Source organism: Brachybacterium sacelli (genome assembly GCF_017876545.1).
In the GTDB taxonomy this organism is placed as follows: domain Bacteria; phylum Actinomycetota; class Actinomycetes; order Actinomycetales; family Dermabacteraceae; genus Brachybacterium; species Brachybacterium sacelli.
On the sequence record NZ_JAGIOD010000002.1, the window covers coordinates 392,766 to 409,200 of the forward strand.

The 16,435-nt window shown below is 73.0% G+C and carries 12 protein-coding genes; 8 read left to right on the forward strand and 4 right to left on the reverse strand.

Annotation, left to right across the window (positions count from 1 at the left end):
• Positions 1 to 7 precede the first annotated feature (7 nt).
• The 3 genes from JOF43_RS15955 to JOF43_RS15965 are packed head-to-tail and all read left to right on the forward strand — an operon-like array spanning position 8 to position 3,895.
• On the forward strand, positions 8 to 727 hold the full coding sequence (locus tag JOF43_RS15955) for a YkoF family thiamine/hydroxymethylpyrimidine-binding protein (RefSeq protein WP_342592209.1): 720 nt from the start codon (positions 8 to 10) through the stop codon (positions 725 to 727).
• The gene (locus tag JOF43_RS15960) at positions 724 to 1,371 is read left to right on the forward strand and encodes an ECF transporter S component (protein ID WP_209903891.1); all 648 of its coding nucleotides are present in this window, start codon (positions 724 to 726) and stop codon (positions 1,369 to 1,371) included. The genes JOF43_RS15955 and JOF43_RS15960 overlap by 4 nt, the downstream gene beginning before the upstream one ends.
• Positions 1,361 to 3,895, forward strand: a complete 2,535-nt coding sequence (locus JOF43_RS15965; protein ID WP_342592210.1) for an ATP-binding cassette domain-containing protein — start codon at positions 1,361 to 1,363, stop codon at positions 3,893 to 3,895. Before JOF43_RS15960 ends, JOF43_RS15965 begins: the two co-directional genes overlap by 11 nt.
• 24 nt (positions 3,896 to 3,919) lie before the next feature.
• On the opposite strand, the gene JOF43_RS15970 is transcribed toward JOF43_RS15965, so the two are convergent.
• Together JOF43_RS15970 and purD are read right to left on the reverse strand one after the other, a co-directional pair.
• Complete coding sequence (locus tag JOF43_RS15970) at positions 3,920 to 4,837, reverse strand: phosphoribosylaminoimidazolesuccinocarboxamide synthase (RefSeq protein ID WP_209903892.1); 918 nt, start codon at positions 4,835 to 4,837, stop codon at positions 3,920 to 3,922.
• Positions 4,834 to 6,159, reverse strand: a complete 1,326-nt coding sequence (gene purD / locus JOF43_RS15975; protein ID WP_209903894.1) for a phosphoribosylamine--glycine ligase — start codon at positions 6,157 to 6,159, stop codon at positions 4,834 to 4,836. Before purD ends, JOF43_RS15970 begins: the two co-directional genes overlap by 4 nt.
• Before the next feature lie 122 nt (positions 6,160 to 6,281).
• Between purD and truA the strand changes: the two genes are divergently transcribed.
• The 4 genes from truA (at position 6,282) to JOF43_RS15995 (ending at position 10,303) form a co-directional block, all read left to right on the forward strand.
• Complete coding sequence (gene truA / locus JOF43_RS15980; protein WP_209903896.1) at positions 6,282 to 7,244, forward strand: tRNA pseudouridine(38-40) synthase TruA; 963 nt, start codon at positions 6,282 to 6,284, stop codon at positions 7,242 to 7,244.
• Between the two features lie 300 nt (positions 7,245 to 7,544).
• The gene (gene rplM, locus JOF43_RS15985; RefSeq protein ID WP_209903898.1) at positions 7,545 to 7,988 is read left to right on the forward strand and encodes a 50S ribosomal protein L13; all 444 of its coding nucleotides are present in this window, start codon (positions 7,545 to 7,547) and stop codon (positions 7,986 to 7,988) included.
• Between the two features lie 52 nt (positions 7,989 to 8,040).
• The gene (rpsI, locus tag JOF43_RS23030; protein ID WP_209903900.1) at positions 8,041 to 8,559 is read left to right on the forward strand and encodes a 30S ribosomal protein S9; all 519 of its coding nucleotides are present in this window, start codon (positions 8,041 to 8,043) and stop codon (positions 8,557 to 8,559) included.
• Between the two features lie 487 nt (positions 8,560 to 9,046).
• Positions 9,047 to 10,303, forward strand: coding sequence for a CoA transferase (locus JOF43_RS15995; RefSeq protein ID WP_342592211.1), 1,257 nt, complete (start codon positions 9,047 to 9,049; stop codon positions 10,301 to 10,303).
• Positions 10,304 to 10,321: 18 nt separating this feature from the next.
• Here the strand turns inward: JOF43_RS15995 and JOF43_RS16000 are convergent, their stop codons facing one another.
• Positions 10,322 to 13,624: a DEAD/DEAH box helicase gene (locus tag JOF43_RS16000; protein ID WP_209903903.1), complete on the reverse strand. Its 3,303-nt coding sequence runs from the start codon at positions 13,622 to 13,624 to the stop codon at positions 10,322 to 10,324.
• A gap of 145 nt (positions 13,625 to 13,769) precedes the next feature.
• On the opposite strand from JOF43_RS16000, the gene glmM reads away from it, so the two are divergent.
• Positions 13,770 to 15,116: a phosphoglucosamine mutase gene (gene glmM / locus JOF43_RS16005; RefSeq protein WP_209903904.1), complete on the forward strand. Its 1,347-nt coding sequence runs from the start codon at positions 13,770 to 13,772 to the stop codon at positions 15,114 to 15,116.
• 159 nt (positions 15,117 to 15,275) lie between these two features.
• Here glmM and coaA read toward each other — a convergent pair whose 3' ends face one another.
• A complete protein-coding gene (coaA, locus tag JOF43_RS16010; RefSeq protein ID WP_209903905.1) occupies positions 15,276 to 16,232 on the reverse strand; it encodes a type I pantothenate kinase in 957 nt (318 codons plus the stop codon).
• Positions 16,233 to 16,435: the final 203 nt, after the last annotated feature.

A 16,435-nucleotide genomic window follows, 5' to 3' on the forward strand; every position in this document is an offset into this window, starting at 1 on the left:
ACGGATCGTGACCACCGCTGCTGCATCTCCCGCCTCTCCCTCCCCACCCGTCCCCTCGGGCGACGGGTGGTCCCCGACACCCCCCACCGACCCCGCCGGGACCCCGCTCGGCTTCGGGGTGGGCGCCCGGGTCACCGCCGCTGTCATGGCCGACGACTACGCCCGGATCCTCGTCGAGACGCTCTCCGCGCTCGACGAGACCTCGCTGGTGCGCGAGACCGGCGACGTCTCCACCTACCTCGGCGGCCACGAGGCCGATCTCCTGCGCTGGCTCACCGACCTCGGCGAGGCCCTCGCCCGCACCGAGCACCACGCCACCCTCGCCGTGCACCTGTCGCGCGGCTGTCCCGGCGAGGTCGTCTGCGAGCTGCCCGGCGGCGCCGGGCCGCGCCGCACCGAGGTCCCGTCCCCGCGCCGGACCGGGCGCTTCGCCACCGCCGAGTGGGCCCTGTACCCGCTCGCGGACCAGGTCACCGCGGACGGCACCGCTCCCGACCACATGCGGGACATCTACGCGGCGATCGACCACGCCCGGGAGCTGGGCACCTTCCGCGGCTCCGAGCACTTCGTGACCCGGCTCGAGGGCGACGTCGGGGACGTCCTCGCGACAGCACTCGCCGGATGGGTGCAGGTGGGCCACGGCGTCCAGCACGTGACCAGTCATCTCACGCTCAGCCTCAACAGCCCCTCCCACCGGACCCGGGACCTCGGACAGGACGCGCGATGACCGCCCCCGCTCCCGCCACCGCCCGCGCGCGGCTGGAGCTGCGCGAGATCGTACTGGTGGTGGTGCTGGGCATCGTCTTCGGCTTCCTGTACTGGGTGTTCGTCCAGGCGTGGAACGGCCTGGCGATCGCCATGGGCCCCGCCGGGGATCTCGCCCAGCACGTCCTGGCCGGCTCCTGGCTGCTGGTGGGACCGGTCGCGGTCGCCATCATCCGTCGGCCCTTCAGCGGTGTGATCGCCGAGATCCTCGCGGCGGTCGTCGAGGTGGTGTTCCTCGGCAGTCCCGTCGGCCCGCTGCTGCTGCTGTCCGCGGCGCTCCAGGGCGTCGGCAGCGAGCTGCCCTTCGCGCTGACCCGGTACCGCCGGTTCGGGTGGAGCACCTTCGCCGTCTCCGGGGCTCTCGGCGCCGGTCTCGTCTTCTTCTGGACCGCGCTGCGGATGGGCTGGTACGGGCAGGACATCCTCGCACTGCGACTGGGCATGCAGGTGCTCTCCGGCATCGTGCTCGGCGGCCTGCTCGCCAAGGTGCTGGTCGACGCGCTCGTGCGCACCGGGGTGCTCGACAACTTCGCGATCGGCGGCTCGCGCGGGAGCACCGGTGCGCGGGAGCCCGAGGACTCCGCCCCTGCCCGTCGTGTCCACTGAGGCGCGCTCGGCGCCGGGCCGGGTGGCGAGCACTGGACGTGCCCCCGCGGCCCGTGCGGAGCAGCACACCGATCGCGCCCTCGAGGGGTCGGACCACGGGGACCGGCCGCTGGTCCGGGCGGAGGACTTCGAGGTCATCCTGCCCTCGGGAGACGGCGTCGGCCCGTGGACCGGCACCCTCCGGGCGGGCGAACAGGTCCTGCTGCTCGGGCCCTCCGGTGCGGGCAAGTCCACCTTCCTGTTGGCGCTGGCGGGCGCCGTCCCCTCCCATGTCCGCGCGAGCACCCGCGGGAGGCTGCGCATCGACGGGCGGGACCCGGTGGCCGACGGTGTGGTCGCCCTGTCGGACGTCGTCGGGTATCTCGGGCAGGACCCGGTCAGCGGCGTGTGCCTGCCGGACGTCGCCGACGAGATCGCCCTGCCGCTCGAGAACCGCCGCGTGCCGCGAGCACGGATCGGGGCACAGGTCTCCTCCGCGCTGCGCAGTGCCGGGGCGGAGCATCTGCAGGCCCGAGGGACCCGTGGCCTCTCCGGCGGTGAGCTGCAGCGGGTCGCCCTCGCGGCGTCGACCGTGGCCGGGCCGCAGCTGCTGCTGCTCGACGAACCCACCGCGATGCTGGACGCCGGCGGTGTGGCGGCGGTGCGGGCGAGCCTCGAGTCGGCGGTCGCCGGTTCCGGGGCGGCCACGGTGCTCGTGGAGCATCGGCTCGACGAGTGGGCGGGGGAGCGAGGTGTGGAGGCGCTGCCGGGACGCATCATCGCCCTGGACCGCTCCGGGCACGTCCTGGCCGACGGGCCGACAGCGGCCGTCCTCGCCGAGCACGGCCGCGCGCTGCGGGAGGACGGGTGCTGGCTGCCACGGGACGTCGAGCAGGAGCTCGCGCGGGAGGACCGAGTGCGTCGGGATCATGAGGTCGGGAGCGAGGCCGAGCTCGGGACCGAGAACAGGAGACGGTCGGGGCGGGAGAACGGAATCGAGAGCGGGCCGAGGGCCGGGACCGAGCCCCCGGACCCGGGCTCGACGGGCGAGGAGGAATCCGTCGCGCTGCAGGCCCGTGACCTCGTGCTCGGGCACGACGACACCACGGTGCTCTCCGGCATCGATCTCGACCTGGTCGCGGGGGAGCTGCTCGCGGTCGTCGGCTGGAACGGGGCCGGGAAGTCCACTCTCCTCGGCGCGCTCGCTGGCCTCGATCAGCCCCGGGCGGGCACGGTCGAGGGTGGCGCCGCCGGCCTCGTCTTCCAGCGGCCCGAGTCCCAGTTCGTCGGGGCGACGGTGCGGGAGGAGCTCGCCGACACCGGCGCGAGCCCGGAGCAGATCGAGGAGATGCTGACCCGGCTGCGACTCGAGGACTGGAGCGGGTCGAGCCCGTTCCGCCTCTCCGGAGGACAGCAGCGGCGCCTGTCGCTCGCCGCGATGCTGCTGCGCGACCGGCCCGTCCTGCTGGCCGACGAGCCCGGGTTCGGCCTCGACCATGCCGCCCACCGCACCGTCATGGCAATGCTGAGGTCGGCCGCCGACGAGGGACGCGCAGTGGTGATGACCACCCACGATCTGCGCGCCGTGACCGCCGCCGACTCGGTGGTGGTGCTCGCCGAGGGCACGGCGCTGCCACCGCTCACCCCCGACGAGCTGCTCGCGGACCGCGCACTGATGACCGCGGCGGGGCTGGCCCCGGGTGACGGGCACGGCGCACCCCCCGAGCCCGTCGCCGTGACCGGGGACGGGATCGCGGCGGAGAGCGGCACCGCGAGGGAGACGGGGGTCGAACCGGCCGAGCCCGCGCGCCGTCGGCCCCTCCCGTCCCGGAACCCCACGGTGCTGCTGGGGCTGCTCGCCGCGGTCAGCGGGCTGTGCCTGTTCCTCACGGACCCGGTGCCGCTCGCCGTGCTCTACCTCCTGCTCACCGTCGCGGTGATGGTGGGCACCCGCCTGGGACCGCTCCGCCTGCTGCGCGGCCAGCTGCCCTTCGCGGTCTTCGCCCTCGGGGTGTTCTCCGTCAACGTGCTGAGCCGCCCCGGGCGCGAACCGTGGCCGGACCTGCCCGTGCGCGTCACCGAGGAGGGTCTCGTGCTCGGCGCGGCCCTCGCCCTGCGCGCCCTGGTGATCGGGCTCGGTGCCCTCGGTGTCGCCCGCGCGACCGACCCTCGCCGCACCATGGTCAGCCTGCACCAGCACGCTCGCCTGCCCGCGCGGTACGCGCTGGCGCTCCTCGCCGGCCGTCGCCTGCTCGATGAGCTCCCGGGGCGCTGGCGGACCCTCACCCGGGCCCACCGGGTGCGACTGCCGCTGCGGCCCGACGGCTCGGTGCCGCCGCTCGGACCGCGCCGTCTGCTCGGCTGCGCGTTCGCCCTGCTGGTGGACGCGATCCGTGCGGCGGAGCGGATCGCGCTGGCGCTGGAATCCCGTGGCCTTGGCGACGGTCCGCGCACCGTCTGGCGGCCGGTGCTGCTGACCTGGGCCGACGCCGTGCTCGTTGTCGCGGTGGCCGGCGTGGCCACCGCGGTGCTGATGCTGTTCTGAGACGGCGCCGACGGCGCCGGGTCGTCAGAACTGCTGGCCGGTGAGCCGTTCGTAGGCCTCGACGTAGCGGGCGCGGGTCTGTTCGACGACCTCGGAGGGCAGGGCCGGGGGCGGGGTGGCCGTGCCTTTGTGCCACCCGGAGGCCCGGGACGTCAGCCAGTCCCGCACGAACTGCTTGTCCAGGCTCGGCTGGGTGCGGCCCTCGACGTAGGTGTCGGCGGACCAGAAGCGGCTCGAGTCCGGGGTGAGGACCTCGTCGCCGAGCATCAGGGTCCCGTCCGCGCGGGAGCGGCCGAACTCGAGCTTGGTGTCGGCCAGCAGGATCCCCCGTTCGGCGGCGAGGTTCCGGGCTCGTTCGTAGACCGCGAGGGTGAGGCGCTCGAGCTCGTCGGCGAGCTCCGGGCCCAGCAGGTCCCGGGCCTGGGCGACGGAGATGTTCTCGTCGTGCTCCCCGGCCTCCGCCTTGGTCGACGGGGTGAAGATCGCAGGATCGAGCCGGGACGCGTCGACCAGACCGCTGGGCAGCACGTGCCCTCCGACGGACCCTCCTGCGCGGTAGTCGGCCAGGCCCGAGCCGGTGAGGTAGCCGCGGGCCACGCACTCCAGCGGCACCATGTCCAGCCCCCGGCAGCGCAGTGCCCGGCCGGCGACGGCGTCGGGCACCTCGGTCGCGGAGAGCACGTGGTGGGGGACGAGGTCGGCCAGCTGCTCGAACCAGAAACGGCTGATCGCGGTGAGCACCCGGCCCTTGTCGGGGATGCCCGGCTGCAGCGAGTGGTCGTAGGCGCTGATGCGGTCGGTCGCGACCACCAGCACCTCGGTGGCCGCGGCGGGGTCGACACCCGTGGGCACGTACAGTTCGCGCACCTTGCCGGTGACGGCATGGTCCCAGCCCGGCAGCTGCGGGGCCTCGATCAGGGGCGTGGAGGTGGTGGCGCTCATGCGGGGGATCCGTCCTCGGGCGTGGGTGCCGGATGCGCTGCCTGGGCGGCCTGTGCGTCCTGCGCGGCGGTGCGGGCGATGTCGTGGCGGTGATGGCTGCCCTCGAGCGAGATGGCCTCGGCGCCTGCCAGGGCCAGGGCACGAGCGGCCTCGAGGTCCTCCCCGGTGCCGACCACCGAGAGCACCCGGCCGCCGGCGCTGCGAAGAGCGCCGTCCTCGTCGCGGGCGGTGCCGGCGTGGATCACGTGGGTGGCGGGGCCCTCGGTGGCCTCGAGACCGGTGATGACGTCACCGGTGCGGGTCTCGGCCGGGTAGCCGGCGCAGGCCACGACCACGGTCACGGCAGCGGACTCGTGCCAGCTCGGAGCCGGGGCGTCGCCGAGGTCGCCCCCGGCGGCGGCGAGCAGCAGCGGGGCGAACGGGGAGGCCAGACGCTCGAGGACCACCTGCGTCTCGGGGTCGCCGAAGCGCGCGTTGAACTCCACCACCCGCACCCCGCGGGAGGTCAGGGCGAGGCCGCAGTACAGCACGCCGACGAACGGGATCTCGCGGGCGGCCAGCTCGTCGATCGTGGGACGGGCGACGGTCCGGATCACCTCGTCGACGAGGTCCTCGGGCGCCCAAGGCAGCGGCGAGTAGGCGCCCATGCCGCCGGTGTTGGGGCCCTCGTCGTCGTCCAGGGCCCGCTTGAAGTCCTGGGCGGGGGCCAGGGGCAGCACACGGTTGCCGTCGCTGACGCAGAACAGGGACACCTCGGGACCGTCGAGGAACTCCTCGAGGACCACGGAGCCGCCGGCGGCCAGGACGGCCTGGGCGTGGGCGATCGCCCCGTCGCGCTCGGGCGTGACCACGACGCCCTTGCCCGCGGCGAGCCCGTCGGCCTTCACGACGAAGGGCACGTCGCCGAGCGGGTTCACGCGGTCCAGGCCGGCGTCGAGCTCCTCGAGCGTGGTGACGGTCACGGAGGCGGCGGTGGGTACGCCCGCGGTGGCCATGATCTCCTTCGCCCACGACTTGGAGCCTTCGAGCCGGGCGGCGGCGGCCGACGGGCCGAACACCGTGAATCCAGCCTCGCGCAGACGGTCCGCGCTGCCCGCGACCAGCGGTGCCTCCGGGCCGATCACCACCAGATCGGGAGCCAGGCGCCGGGCGAGCGAGACCTGGGCGTCGAGGTCACCGACGGCGACGTCGTGGCAGGTGGCGAGCTCGGCGATCCCGGGGTTGCCGGGAGCGGCATGGAGCTCGGGGGCGGGGCGGTCGGCGGCGAGGCGACGGATGATCGCGTGCTCGCGGCCTCCGGAGCCGATGACGAGGATCTTCACGCAAGTCAGCGTACCGAGCAGGCAGTACATCCCGTAGAAGTGCCCGCACTGCGGCATCGGACGCCAGGACGGGCACCTCCCGGATCCCGGCGGGACCCTCCCGCGCCGTTACGATCTGAGCCATGCCCGCCGCGTTCCCGGACCCTGCCCGCACCGCCACCCCGGTGGAGTGGACCGTGCCTCGAGGGGCCCCTGGCGATGAGCGGACCGCTGCAGTCGGGGCCCCGACTGCCCGGCTGCGCCTGGACCTGTCCTACGACGGCACCGACTTCCGCGGCTGGGCCGCCCAGCCCGGCCGGCGCACCGTGCAGGGTGAAGTGGAGGAGGCCCTGGCTCGCATCTGCCGGGTCCCGCTGCGCGTGAGCGTGGCCGGCCGCACCGATGCCGGGGTCCACGCCCGCGGGCAGGTCTGCCACCTCGATGTGCCGCACGTGGTGCTGGACACCCTGCCCGGACGCTCCGACCGCAGGCCGGTCGATGCCCTCGTCACCCGGCTCGCCGGAGTTCTGCCGTCCGACGTCGTCGTGCACGTGGCCCGAGAGGTCCCCGACGACTTCGACGCCCGGTTCGGCGCCCTGTGGCGCCGCTACCGCTACCGCCTCTCGGACGGGCCCGCGGTCCACGACCCGCTGCGTCGTGACGTGCTGCGCCACCGCCGCCACCTCGACGTGTCCGCGATGGCGCGCGCGAGCACCTCTCTGCTCGGCGAGCACGACTTCCTTTCCTTCTGCAAGCCCCGCGACGGGGCGACCACCATCCGCACCCTGCGCGAGCTGCGCTGGGAGCGTCCGGACATCGGCCGGGCGGACGAAGGCCTGGTCGTCGCCACCGTGGTCGCCGACGCCTTCTGCCACCACATGGTGCGTTCCCTGGTCGGCGCCCTGATCGCCGTGGGGGAGGGGCGACGGGGGGAGGACTGGCCCGCCGAGGTGCTCGCCGCCCGCACCCGCGAGGCCGCCACCCGGGACGGCCGCGGCTCGGCCCCCATCTGCCCGCCGCAGGGGCTGACCCTCGACCACGTCGCCTACCCGCCCGACGAGGAGCTCGCCGCCCGGGCCGCGCTGGCGCGGGCACGGCGGGGCTGACAGAGCCGGAGATCACACCCGTGCCAGGGCCTCCTCGCGTTGACGCTGCCTGCTCGTGCGCACTATCGTTGAGGGTCGTTGTGCCTTGATGTGTGCCCGACTCCGCAGCCGATTTCTCACGCCCGGCGCGAAAAGGGCATCTCACACACATCCAGGACCGCCGTCGCATCGTGTGCGGAGCGGGACGGGTGCAACGTCAGGGCCATGCTTTTACCCGAAGGAAGCGTGCCCACGGTCCATCGAACCGTGTCCGGTCAGCGATCAGCTGCCCGGGCACCATGACGAGAGAAGAAGGCACGAGTGCGTACGTTCACCCCGAAGCCCGACGATGTCGAGCGTTCCTGGTACGTCATCGACGCAACGGATGTCGTCCTCGGCCGGCTCGCTTCCCAGGCTGCTCAGCTCCTCCGGGGAAAGCACAAGCCGGTCTTCGCACCCCACGTGGATGCAGGCGACTTCGTGATCATCATCAACGCTGACAAGGTCGCGCTGACCGGCAACAAGCGGGAGACCAAGCTGGCCTACCGCCACTCCGGCTACCCGGGCGGCCTCCGCGGCATCCCCTACTCCGAGCTGCTCGAGAAGCGCCCGGAGCGTGCGGTGGAGAAGGCCATCCGTGGCATGCTCCCCAAGAACAAGCTTGCTGATCAGCAGATCAAGAAGCTGAAGATCTACTCGGGCTCCGAGCACCCGCATTCCGCTCAGCAGCCCGTCCCCTTCACCATCGATCAGGTGGCGCAGTAAGCGGGGGCGTCCCGCCACTCCGCCCTGCCGCACGGAAGAACCAAGGAGAACCGTGACTGAGACCACCCCCGATACCACCGAGGCCCTCGAAGCCGTGACCGAAGAGACGGACGAGAACTTCCCGTCGAACTTCACCACCGAGTCCACCGGCGAGGCCGCCGTCGGCGCCGGTCAGTCCGCGACCGCGCCGGGCTACGGCACCGGTCGTCGCAAGCAGGCCGTGGCCCGCGTGCGTCTGATCCCCGGCTCCGGCCAGTGGACCATCAACGACCGCAGCCTCGAGGACTACTTCCCGAACAAGCTGCACCAGCAGGAGGTCAACGACCCGTTCACGGTCCTCGACCTCCAGGGCCGTTTCGACGTCGTCGTCCGCCTCACCGGCGGTGGCCCGTCCGGTCAGGCCGGTGCCGTGCGCCTCGGCGTCGCCCGTGCCCTCAACGAGATCGATCGGGACAACAACCGCCCGACGCTCAAGAAGGCCGGCTTCCTCAAGCGCGACGCGCGCATCATCGAGCGCAAGAAGGCCGGACTGAAGAAGGCCCGGAAGGCGCCGCAGTACTCCAAGCGCTGATCCACGGCATCCCCACGGGATGCTGATCCGCGGCTCGTCCGCCGGATCGCTGACGATGCCCTCGACCTTAGGGTCGGGGGCATCGTCGTGTCCGGGGTGCGGTGGGTTGCGGGGCGAGGTGCGTGCAGTTCGGGGGTACATGGTCGGGTACTGGCGCTCAGCGAGGCGCTGTGGCCATATAGCCAGAGCGCATGCCATAGCGCCAGTAGTCGGAGAAGAGCGGGGCGAGACGGGTGAGGCAGGCGGGACAGGCGAGACCGGCCGGGCGAGACCCCCCGGGCGAGAGGGGCAGGCGAGGCGGGTGGGGCAGGCGGGATAGGCGAGACGGGCGGGGCGAGAGGGGCAGGCGAGACGGGTGGGGCAGGCCGGACGGGCGGGACGGGCGGACTAGGCTCCGCCCATGGAGCCCACGCCTCCCACGCCTCCCACGCCTCCCACTTCTCCCGCGCCTCCCGCGCCTCGACGATGGTGGACCGGACCGTTCGACGTGGAGCACCTGGCCTGGTCCGCGGTGACGGCGGTGCGCGATGCCGCCGCGGAGCTGGCCGCCGCGCGGGGCCTCGATCTCACGATCGACACCACTGCCGAGCTGGTCGCCGCCTCCTTCGCCGCCCTCGAGAACCTCCGGATGGACGGCCACGCCCCCACCGCCTGGGGCGAGCTGTCCGGCTTCGTCGCCGCCCGGGACGGCTGGGTGCGCCTGCACGGCAATTATCCCCACCACGCCACGATCCTCCGCGAGGTCCTCGGCGCGGACCGTGCCTCCCTGGAGCGGGCGGTGTCCCACCGCGACGCGGCGGAGGTCGAGCACGCCATCGCCCACGCCGGCGGCATCGCGGTGGCCGTGCGCACCCGCGAGGAATGGGAGGCACATCCGCACGCCCGCGCCACGGCCGAGGCGCCCTGGTCCGAGGTCGTGGTCCGCGGTGAGCGCCCAGCCCTCGGACACGTGGGCGCCGTGCGCGTCGCGGGCGAGGAGGCCGCCGGGGGACGCGATCGAGCCCCGCGCAGTCCGCTCCGCGGGGTCCGGGTGCTGGACCTGACCCGGGTGATCGCCGGACCTACCGGCTCCCAGCTGCTCGCCTGCCTCGGCGCCGACGTGCTGCGCCTGGATCCACCGCACCGGCCGGAGATCCTCGACCAGCATCGCTCCACCGGCATGGGCAAGCGCTCCGCCGTGGTGGACCTGCGCCGCGAGGCCGAGCGGGTGCGCACCCTCGCTGCGGGCGCCGACGTGATCCTCGACGGCTACCGGCCCGGTGCTCTCGCCGGGTTGGGCCTCGGCACCGCGGACCTCGAGGAGCTCGCCCCGCAGGCGATCCTCGTCTCGCTGTCGGCCTGGGGCGAGACCGGTCCGTGGGGAAGCCGCGCCGGATTCGACTCGATCGTCCAGGCGGCCACCGGCATCGCCGACTGCTGCGGAACCTCCGACCACCCCGGCGCGCTCCCGGTGCAGGCCCTCGACCACACCACCGGTCACCTGCTTGCCGCGCACGTGCTCGAGGCGCTCGCCCGTCGCCAGGCCGCCACGATCCACATGAACCTGCTCGGCGCCGCCCGCACACTGCTCGCCGCGCCGCCGGCGCCCGCGACGCCGCCGACCCCTCTCGAGGTGCCGCGGGTCCGGTTCGACGAGGTCGACGGGTCGCTGGACCTGGTGCCCCCGCCCCTGCTGATCGACGGACGTACCGTGGAGCGGCCGGTGGGCAGATACGGTGCGGCGCGGCCGGAGTGGATCCGCTGACCCCCACCGACGACTGGATCAGCTCAGCAGCTCCCGGATGTCGTCGGCGGTCATCGCGGAGCGGAAGGCTTCCCCACCGTCGGTGAAGGCGTCGAACAATTCCGCCTTGCGCTGCTGGAGCGCGAGCACCTTCTCCTCGATCGTGTCCTCGGCGACCATGCGGTACACCATGACCTGGCGGTCCTGGCCGATGCGGTGGGCACGGTCCACGGCCTGGTTCTCCGCCGCCGGGTTCCACCACGGGTCCAGGAGGAACACGTAGTCGGCCTCGGTCAGCGTCAGCCCGAATCCGCCCGCCTTGAGCGAGATGAGGAAGACCGGGGCGTCGCCCTGCCGGAACCCGGCTACCGCGGCGTCGCGGTCGCGGGTGGAACCGTCCAGGTGCGCGTAGCGGATGCCGCGCACCTCGAGCTCGCCCGCGACCCGGTCGAGATAGGAGGTGAACTGGCTGAACAGCAGCACCCGATGCCCATCGCCGATGACCTCCGCGAGTCGGTCGAACAGGGCCTCCAGCTTCGAGCTGGGCACCTCGCCGTACGCCTCGGCATCGACCAGGCGAGGGTCGAGCGCCATCATCCGCAGCAGCGTCAGCGACCGGAAGACGATGAACCGCTGCCGGTCGAGGTCGGATTCGATGATGCCCAGGACCTTCTTGCGCTCGCGCTGCAGCACCGAGTCGTAGACGGCGCGGTGCTCCTGGCCGAGGGTCACCGTCAGCACCTGCTCGTGTTTCTCGGGCAGCTCGGAGGCCACCAGCTCCTTGGTGCGCCGCAGCAGGAACGGTCGCACCCGTCGGCGCAGCAGCTCCATCCGGCCGGGATGCTCCCCGGTCTCGATCGGCAGTGTGTACCGCTGGCGGAATCCGTTCGCGCCGCCCAGCAGCCCCGGGGTGACCAGGTCCAGGATCGCCCACAGGTCATCGAGCGAGTTCTCCATCGGCGTGCCCGTGATCGCCAGGCGGAAGTCGGCGCGGATGCTCTTGGCCGCGCGGTGCGTGCGTGCACGGCGGTTCTTCACGAACTGCGCCTCGTCGAGCACGAAACCCTGGAAGGTCTGCGCGGCGAAGCGCTCGTCGTCGATGCGAAGCACCGTATAGCTGGTCACGACCAGGTCGGCGCCCGCGATCCGGGCGTCCAGGTCCACGCCGTGGGAGGCGGAGGTGCGGTCCAGCACCCGCACGTCCAGGCCCGGGGTGAAGCGTTCGGCCTCGTGCCGCCACACCGGCAGCACCGAGGCGGGGGCGACCACCAGGAACGGGGGCGCCTCGGGCCCGGCACCCTCACGGGCATGAGCGATCAGCGCGAGTGCCTGGAGGGTCTTGCCCAGGCCCATGTCGTCGGCCAGCACGCCGCCGAGCCCGTGCGCGAACAAAGTGGCGAGCCAGGTGAAACCCTCGCTCTGGTAAGGGCGGAGGTCGGCGTCCAGGGTGCGGGGCAGCGCCGGCGGTGCGACGTCCTGCGCGGCCTGCACGCGGCCGACGGACCGGTCCCAGGCGGCGCTCGCGGTGGCCTCCTCGGCCATCTCCTCGAGGTCGTTCCACATGTCCACCTGGAAGCGGCTGAGGCGCTGCTGCTCGGGCTCCCATTCTGCGAGCGCCTCGCCCTCACGGATCAGTTCGCGCAGGGTGTCGAAGGCCGGATGGTCGAGGGAGAAGTAGGTCTTGTCCGGCAGCAGCAGCCTGCTGCGCCCGCGGGCGAGAGCGACGAAGAGGGTCGGGAACGGGATCTCCCGACCCTCGATGGTGATCTGGAAGCCGAGGTCGAACCAGTCGTGCTTGCCCGGGGTCGCCTGCTGGGTGATCCGGACCCGGGGGTCCCCGTCGAGCTCGCGGTAGGCGTGGCGGGTGCCCACCACCTCGGTCTCCACGTGGTCCAGCGCCTCGAGCGCATCGAGCACGTGCTCGGTGAAGCGGGCGGTGTCGGGGCCGCTGAGCAGTTCCGGGTCCGGGGAGCCGGCCCCCGGCCACAGCGTCATGGCCTCGGCGATCACCTCGTCCTCGTGCACGGGGTCGCGCCGCGCGCCCTGGCGCCGGTCGATCGGCAGCAGGCGATCGGGGTCGTGGTAATGCCAGGACCAGCGCAGCGTGAGGCGGTCACCGGAGGCGTAGGAGGCGCTCAGTCGCAGGCTGGGGCGCCGGGCGGCAGGGATCTCGACGCTGTCGTCGGAACTGGTGACGCTGGTGAGGGCGCGCAGCTGGGGGTAGGCGACCTCGAGGAAGGCCACGCGATCCGCGGCCGGGACCTGCAACGGTCGGCGGCGCTGGAGCAGCGTGCGCAGCGCCCGGGGGACCGGGGAGGCCAGCGGCGCGATGCGGGCAGCGAGGGCGTCCTCGCCGTGCGGGGCGACGTCGAGCACCCCGGCCGAGCCCAGCAGCCGGGCCTGCTGGGCGGGCTCGCCGGCGAGAGTGAGGCGGGGGATCACCTGCAGGTCCTGCGCCGTCTCATCGAGGCGCAGGTCCAAGCCGACGTCGGCCTCGTCCAACAGAGCGATCGAGGTCAGGCCCGCTCCCGGGAGGAGCTCGACCCCGGCATCACGGGCATGGGCCAGCGACTGCCACAGCAGCGGGGAGGTGATCGTGTTCAGCCAGAGGTGGTCGATCGCCCCGCTGGAGTAGGAGCGCTCCGCGGAGGCGGAGGCGAAGATCCGCGAGAGGGCCTCGGTCTGGACCGCGTCGTACTCCCGTGCCGACAGACGACCCTCGAAGCTGCGCCAGGAGAGGTCCCCCTTGATCCACGAGCCCGTACGCCCGCGGGTCAGCGGTCGCAGTCCCAGCCACAGGTCGGCGTCGGTCCCCAGATCCGCCGGGACGGCGGTCTCCCGCCGGTTCCGGGACGCGCCCGTGCCGGCGGGACCGGCCTCGAGGTCCACGCCGATGGCCAGGGGGCGGGCCGCGCCGCGAGGGCCCGAGGTGCCCAGCAGGGGACGCAGCACGCTGCGCCATTCGGCGGGCGGATCCGAGGCCTCGGCCCGGGTGCCCAGGTCGTTCAGGCGGTACAGGAGCGCTGCGACGTGCTCGCAGCTGCCCTCGGCGGCGCAGCTGCACCAGGAGGCGCTCGGCCGCCACAGCCCGCCGGGGGCCGACGGCAGGAACCGCCGCGAGACGGCGTCCTCCTCGTACTCGACGAGCACCGCGCGAGGGTGGTGGACGGTGCCGTCCTCGTCGGTGACGGCGGCGGCGACCGTCGAGGCCTCCGCGTCCCAGGCGAGGTCCTCGACACGTCCGCCCCGGGCCCGTGCGAGCCCGCGGCCCGCGGACCGATCGCCGACATGGTGGCTGATGGCCGACGGCAGCAGGCGAGGGAGGAGGACGGCGTCAGGCATACCTACCAAAGTAACCGTGACAGCGGACGGGTGACGAGACGAGACGGGAGCAGCGGGTAGTCTCACAGCGGACGTCCGGCCTGGGCCCCGCCCCGCGGCGGTCCCGCCAGGACGACGACATCCCCGTCCTCATGAGGAGAACCCTGTGGCACGACTGTTCGGAACCGACGGAGTGCGCGGACGCGCCAACGGTGACATCACCGCGGAGCTCGCGGTCGAACTCTCCGTCGGAGCGGCCCACGTCCTGGGCACCCTGGGCGCCTTCGGGGGCACCCGGCCGCGCGCCATCGTCGCCCGTGACCCCCGCCCTTCGGGAGACTTCCTCTCCGCCGCCGTGTGCGCGGGGCTCGCCTCCGCCGGTGTCGACGTGCTCGACGCCGAGGTGCTGCCCACTCCGGGACTGGCCCACCTCGTCCAGTCCACCAGCGCCGACCTCGGGGTGATGATCTCCGCCTCCCACAATCCCGCGCCCGACAACGGGATCAAGTTCTTCGCCCGCGGCGGCACGAAGCTCCCCGACGAGGTCGAGGACGCGATCGAGGCCCGGCTCGGCGAGAAGTGGGACCGTCCCGAGGGCACCGAGGTCGGCTCCATCACCCGGTACGAGGGGGCCGTCGATGCCTACGTGGAGCATCTGGTCGCCACCTTGAACCGCTCCCTCGAGGGGATCACCGTCGTCGCCGACTGCGCGAACGGCGCGGCCTGCGAGACCGGCCCCCAGGCGCTGCGGCGCGCCGGGGCGACCGTCCATGTGATCGGCGACCGCAGCGACGGGGGCCTGATCAACGACGGCATCGGCTCCACCCATCTCGGCCCTCTGCAGGAGGCGGTGCGCGTCCACGGCGCCGACGTCGGTGTCGCCTTCGACGGCGATGCGGATCGCTGCCTCGCGGTCGACGCGGACGGCGAGATCATCGACGGCGACCAGATCATGGGCATCCTCGCCGTCGACCTCAAGGAGAAGGGGCGACTGCACGACGACACCCTCGTGGTCACCGTGATGAGCAACCTCGGCCTCAAGCTCGCCATGCGCGAGCACGGGATCCTGCTGGGTCAGACCGGTGTCGGCGACCGCTACGTGCTCGAGGAGATGAACCTCGGCGGCTACTCCATCGGCGGCGAGCAGTCCGGGCACGTGATCATCGCGGAGCACGCCACCACCGGCGACGGAGAGCTGACGGCGCTGCACCTGATCCAGCGCATGGCCGAGACCGGCCGTGCCGCCCGCGAGCTGGCCGACGTCATGACCCGCATGCCCCAGGCGCTGATCAACGTCAAAGGCGTCGACAAGGCCCGCGCCACCATCGACCGCGGCGTGCTCGACGCCGTCGCCGAGGCGGAGCGGGAGCTGGGGGAGACCGGACGGGTGCTGCTGCGCCCCTCCGGCACCGAGCCCGTCGTCCGGGTCATGGTCGAGGCGCCCTCCGACGAGGTCGCCACCACGGTCGCCGACCGCCTCGCCACCATCGTCCGCGACCGCGTCGGCCTCTGACCCCGCCGGCCGCGCAGGGGCCCGATCGCCGTCTCAGGACCGATGCTGCGCATCACACAGGTCCTGAGCCGGCAATCGGATGCTGTGGGGCGAGTCGGCCGGAAGCTGTGGGGCGGGGTCCGGGTGGCCCGGGGCGGCGGTGCACCCCGCCGGTGCGCCTCAGACCTTGCGCAGGAGCACCGAGTGCACGCGGTGCTGGCCGTCCTTGCGCAGCACGAGGTCGGCGCGGCCGCGGGTGGGCAGTACGTTCTCGGTGAGGTTGGGACCGTTGATGGTGCGCCAGATCCGCAGCGCCGTCTGCACGGCCTCGTCGTCGGTGAGGTCGGCGTAGCGACGGAAGTAGGAGCGCGGGTCGGAGAAGGCCGTGCGCCGCAGCTGCAGGAACCGGTCGACGTACCACCGCTGGACGTCCTCGAGTCGGGCATCGACGTACACCGAGAAGTCGAAGAAGTCGGAGACCGCCATGCCCAGTCGCCCGTCACGGCGCGGCCGGGCCGGCTGCAGCACGTTCAGGCCCTCCAGGATCAGCACGTCGGGCTGCTCGACCACGACCCGCTCGTCCTCGAGGATGTCGTAGGTCAGGTGCGAGTACACCGGGGCCTCGACCCGCTCCTGCCCGGACTTCACATCGGCGACGAAGCGCAGCAGGCCGCGACGGTCGTAGCTCTCGGGGAAGCCCTTGCGGTGCATGATCCCGCGCTTCTCGAGCTCGGCATTGGGCAGCAGGAACCCGTCGGTCGTCACCAGCTGCACCCGCGGTGTCTCCGGCCAGCGCGCCATCAGCTCGCGCACCAGGCGCGCGGTGGTCGACTTGCCGACCGCGACCGACCCGGCCACGCCGATGATGTACGGCGTGCGGTGCTGTCGCTGGGCGAGGAAGTCCTCGCGGTCCCTGCGCAGCGCTTGCGCACCGGCCACCTGGATGTTCAGCAGACGGGAGATCGGCCGGTAGACGGCGTCGACCTCGCGCAGGTCCAGGCGGTCGCCCAGACCGCGCAGCTTCGCGATATCGGCCTCGGACAGCGGCAGGGGGGTCTGGTTGGACAAGCGCGCCCAGTCATCGCGGGGGATCTCTTCGAACGGGGTGACGGTGCTCGACGGTGACGCGGCCTTCATGGTCCCGATTCTTCCAGCATCGGGCGGAGAACCCGGCCAGGGCGCTGTGAGATGAGACCCGCGCCGGGCCCCTGCGTGAATCTGACCGGTCGTGCGCGGGTTCGGCCAGGCGCATGCACGGATCCTCGTCAGGGTGAGGAACGACTCGCGCCGACGACTTCCTGATGCGGCGCACAGGTCGGGAGATCGTTAGCGTGTTCACC